7 protein-coding genes are annotated in these 3373 nt (G+C 27.7%); 1 reads left to right on the forward strand and 6 read right to left on the reverse strand.

Annotation, left to right across the window (positions count from 1 at the left end; all coding sequences use genetic code 11):
- Positions 1-4 precede the first annotated feature (4 nt).
- Both ACO409_RS10420 and ACO409_RS10425 read right to left on the reverse strand, forming a co-directional pair.
- Positions 5-709 (reverse strand): radical SAM protein, encoded by a 705-nt coding sequence (locus ACO409_RS10420; protein WP_485557020.1) that lies wholly within the window; start codon positions 707-709, stop codon positions 5-7.
- 65 nt (positions 710-774) lie between these two features.
- Positions 775-1497, reverse strand: a complete 723-nt coding sequence (locus ACO409_RS10425; RefSeq protein WP_485557022.1) for a queuosine precursor transporter — start codon at positions 1495-1497, stop codon at positions 775-777.
- A 353-nt stretch (positions 1498-1850) separates the two neighbouring features.
- Between ACO409_RS10425 and ACO409_RS10430 the strand changes: the two genes are divergently transcribed.
- Positions 1851-1997 carry a hypothetical protein gene (locus tag ACO409_RS10430; RefSeq protein ID WP_485557024.1) on the forward strand — a complete coding sequence of 49 codons (147 nt, stop codon included), beginning with the start codon at positions 1851-1853 and terminating at the stop codon, positions 1995-1997.
- Between the two features lie 91 nt (positions 1998-2088).
- On the opposite strand, the gene ACO409_RS10435 is transcribed toward ACO409_RS10430, so the two are convergent.
- The 4 genes from ACO409_RS10435 to ACO409_RS10450 form a co-directional block, all read right to left on the reverse strand.
- The gene (locus ACO409_RS10435; RefSeq protein WP_485557026.1) at positions 2089-2268 is read right to left on the reverse strand and encodes a hypothetical protein; all 180 of its coding nucleotides are present in this window, start codon (positions 2266-2268) and stop codon (positions 2089-2091) included.
- Between the two features lie 120 nt (positions 2269-2388).
- Complete coding sequence (locus tag ACO409_RS10440) at positions 2389-2526, reverse strand: hypothetical protein (protein WP_304179401.1); 138 nt, start codon at positions 2524-2526, stop codon at positions 2389-2391.
- Between the two features lie 102 nt (positions 2527-2628).
- Positions 2629-2847 (reverse strand): hypothetical protein, encoded by a 219-nt coding sequence (locus tag ACO409_RS10445; RefSeq protein ID WP_485557028.1) that lies wholly within the window; start codon positions 2845-2847, stop codon positions 2629-2631.
- Positions 2848-2907: 60 nt separating this feature from the next.
- Positions 2908-3204 carry a hypothetical protein gene (locus ACO409_RS10450; RefSeq protein WP_485557029.1) on the reverse strand — a complete coding sequence of 99 codons (297 nt, stop codon included), beginning with the start codon at positions 3202-3204 and terminating at the stop codon, positions 2908-2910.
- Positions 3205-3373: the final 169 nt, after the last annotated feature.

A 3373-nucleotide genomic window follows, 5' to 3' on the forward strand; every position in this document is an offset into this window, starting at 1 on the left:
AATTTTATTGAACATAAACTCCAAAATCTTTATTATCAACCAAAATTTCAATATTTGGTCTGTCTTTATATTTTGGATAAATTTCTGTCAAAAACCAAGCTACAAGCTCTTCATCTCTTTCAATTTCCGTGCCATTATTTACAAATACACTTACAACTAGCTCCTTGAAATTTTCCATTCCTTGCTCAATATCGCTTAAAATTTGTTCTTTTGTCTGTCCTTTTGTACAGATCATTAAAAGGCACATTTGATATTCACTTTTCAATTTTTCCAAAACTCTTTCATTTAAAATAAAATTTTTCTTTAAAACTTTAGTCCTGTAATCATTGTCAAAAGTTTCCAATCCAAATGCGAACCTTACTTCTTGTTCAGAAAAATATTCCCTAATTTCATTCAATCTATTTAAGTACCCAAAATACGCTTCAAAATAAAGTATTTTTATATTCTTCTCATTACAAATTTCTCTTATCCTCTCCAATGTCGCACCATTTAGCTCAAACACTGACCCAGAGTTTATAACTTCAAGAACTCCATACTCCCCAGTAATTCTGCTCAAAGCTTCAAAATTTACTTTTTTCATCTCTTCTTCGTCATTCGTATTATCCAAAATGTAATTACAAAAAGCACACTTTCCGTAAGCACAGTTAAATCCCTTTAGTAATACTATTTCACGAGGATTTTTTTCTTTTATTACACTATATCTTTCCATTTATATATTATATACCTTTTTATTATATTCATTTAATTTTAAAATAATTTACAACAAATTTAATATTAATCACTTATTTTACCTTGTTTTTTCCATAAAGTCGCAATATATACAAATGGTGTATCCAATAGTGAAATTACAATTTTTAATAAATATGTTGAAAATATGATTCCAATTACTGTTTTAAATGGATAAACTCCTGTAAATGCCAAAAGCGAGAATACAATATTGTCTAAAATTTGGCTTAGCATTGTACTAGCATTGTTTCTAATCCAAATATCTCTGAAAGATGGTCTAAATTTTCTAATAAATTGATAAGACCAAATATCAAATGATTGAGAAACTGCAAATCCGCACACACTTGAAATCGCAAGTCTTGGCATAAATCCAAATACTGCTGATAAGGCTCCTTGCATTGTATCATCAGGTGAAACTTTTACTTTTAGCACAATTTGCATTATAAATGTCGTAAATAACATCGCAGCAAAACCTAGCGAAACTACTTTTCTTGAATAATGTTTCCCTTCATTTTCTGTCAAAATATCCGATGCCAAATAAATTCCTCCATATGCAATATTTCCCATTGTAATTCCATCAAAACCAAATAAAGTCATCATTTTTCCAACTTGAATGTTAGCTAAAACAATTGACAATGGTACAACTGACAACAGTCCTCCTTTTCCCCAAAATCTATAAGCTAGAGCTACTGCTGAAAAATTCAAAACTAAATATGAAAGCCATAACAGTTCGTTTACTCCAAATTGTAAATGATTAAAAAAATTAAGCATTAATTTTCCTCCCTATAATTTTTATTTTTTATAATTCAAGCAATAAAAAAAAACATACTATCCTTTTGAATAATATGTGTTTTCAAAAGGTTTTTTTTAAAGATGGAATATCCCAAACATCATTATATTTTTTATTACTATTATTTATAGTTACTTTTACTGGCTTTTATTATACAAGTATTTGACAAAAAATGCAAGAAAATAATAATTTTTTAAAAATTTGCCCCTTTTTTGCCCCCTTAATTGATAAAATAAAAATTCTCTACTGATACCGCAAATATCAATAGAGAAATAAAATAATCCTTTACAAGTTTATTTTATCAAATCCTTATCAAAAAAGCAAGGAGCGATAAATGAAAAAATTAAAAATAACAAATCTTTCTGAAAAAGATATTGAGAATTTAAGAAAAGTTAAAATTTTAGAGCTTAAAGAAATGAAAATTCAGGATCTTAAAGTTCTGAAAGTTAAAATTGAAATTGATAATAAAGAAAAAGAATAAAAGAATTATATAATTCTTTATAAGCAAAAAAGAGCAGATTTTTAGTCTGCCCTTTATTTTTTATTCATTTTCAAATTTAAAACTGTTATTTTTAATATTCTGAACTTTCTTGATACATTACATCTGCAATGTATGTATCAGCTTCATCATAAACTCTTCCATAGTCGTCAATTCTTAATTCTATCTCTTTATCCCAAGCTTCTTCGCATGCTTTTTTATCTTCTTCTGACTTGTATGCTTTCACATTCCAATAATTTAATTTTTTCATCATTTTTACTTCCTCCAAGTTTTTTTATTTCCCTTGTCTTTTTTTAGATTATTTGATATAATCTTTTTAGAGAGAGTTACCGACAAGGTGATAACTCTCCAAAATATTTTGCTTTAAGCTCTATTATTTATTTAGTAGAGCTTTTATTTTTTCTTCTGCTTCTTTTAAATCTTTGCAAGATTTTACTATTTCTAGTATTTTTCTTGTCTGATTTTCTTCAGCTAGAAGTCTTAACATTTCAGCTTGTGTCATCTTTTTCATTTTTATCTCCTTTCTGTTCCTTGCCTTTAACGATCTCCCCCTTTCTTGATATTATTATACTATATTTTATATCAAAAGTCAACACCTTTTTATAAAATATTTTTATTTTTTTAAATAAATTTCCAAAATATTTCTCACCAATTTATTTCTTGTTATTTCCTGTTTTCTTGCTCTTTCTGTAAGATCCTCCCACATCCATGACGGGAGTGCCACGGAAATTTTTTTGTTTTCAAAGCCAGGATCAGCCTTTTTCCTTCCACTTCCAAGAGGCTTAGGTCTACCCTTTTTCGCCCCTCTTGTTTCTTTTTTTTCTTTTTCCATTTTAATTCCTCCAAGTTTTTGTTTTTTTAAAGCCCGCAAATGTTTTGTAGGCTTTTTTATTTATTCATCTTCTTCGATAAACAATCCCCACCAAGAAATTAGACTGTTTGTATATTTGAGCGTTTCTCTAATTTCTTCTACATCCTTACAAGTGTCTATGTCTTCTCTCAATTCTTCTTTAAACTCTTCAAAATCTTTCCACATTCCATCTTCCTCATCCCACTCATTATTGTCTTCAGAGTTGTCCAAAAAATTTATGAGTTGGTCTAAATTTACTACCAAAAATTCTCTTATTTCCTCAAAATTCCCTTTAGTTAGCTCATTTTCTGTTCCGTCTTCGTAATAATAAAGTCTCATTGTTATTCCTCCCAATTTTTTATTTTATTTTATCTATCTCATCTACATAGATAGTATACTATATTTTATATCAAAAGTCAACACCTTTTTATAAAATATTTTAAAATTTTTACAAAAAAAAGACAGATATTTAAATCTGTCTTGTCATTACAAAATTGTAAGTCTCATA

This window comes from Leptotrichia sp., assembly GCF_057270615.1.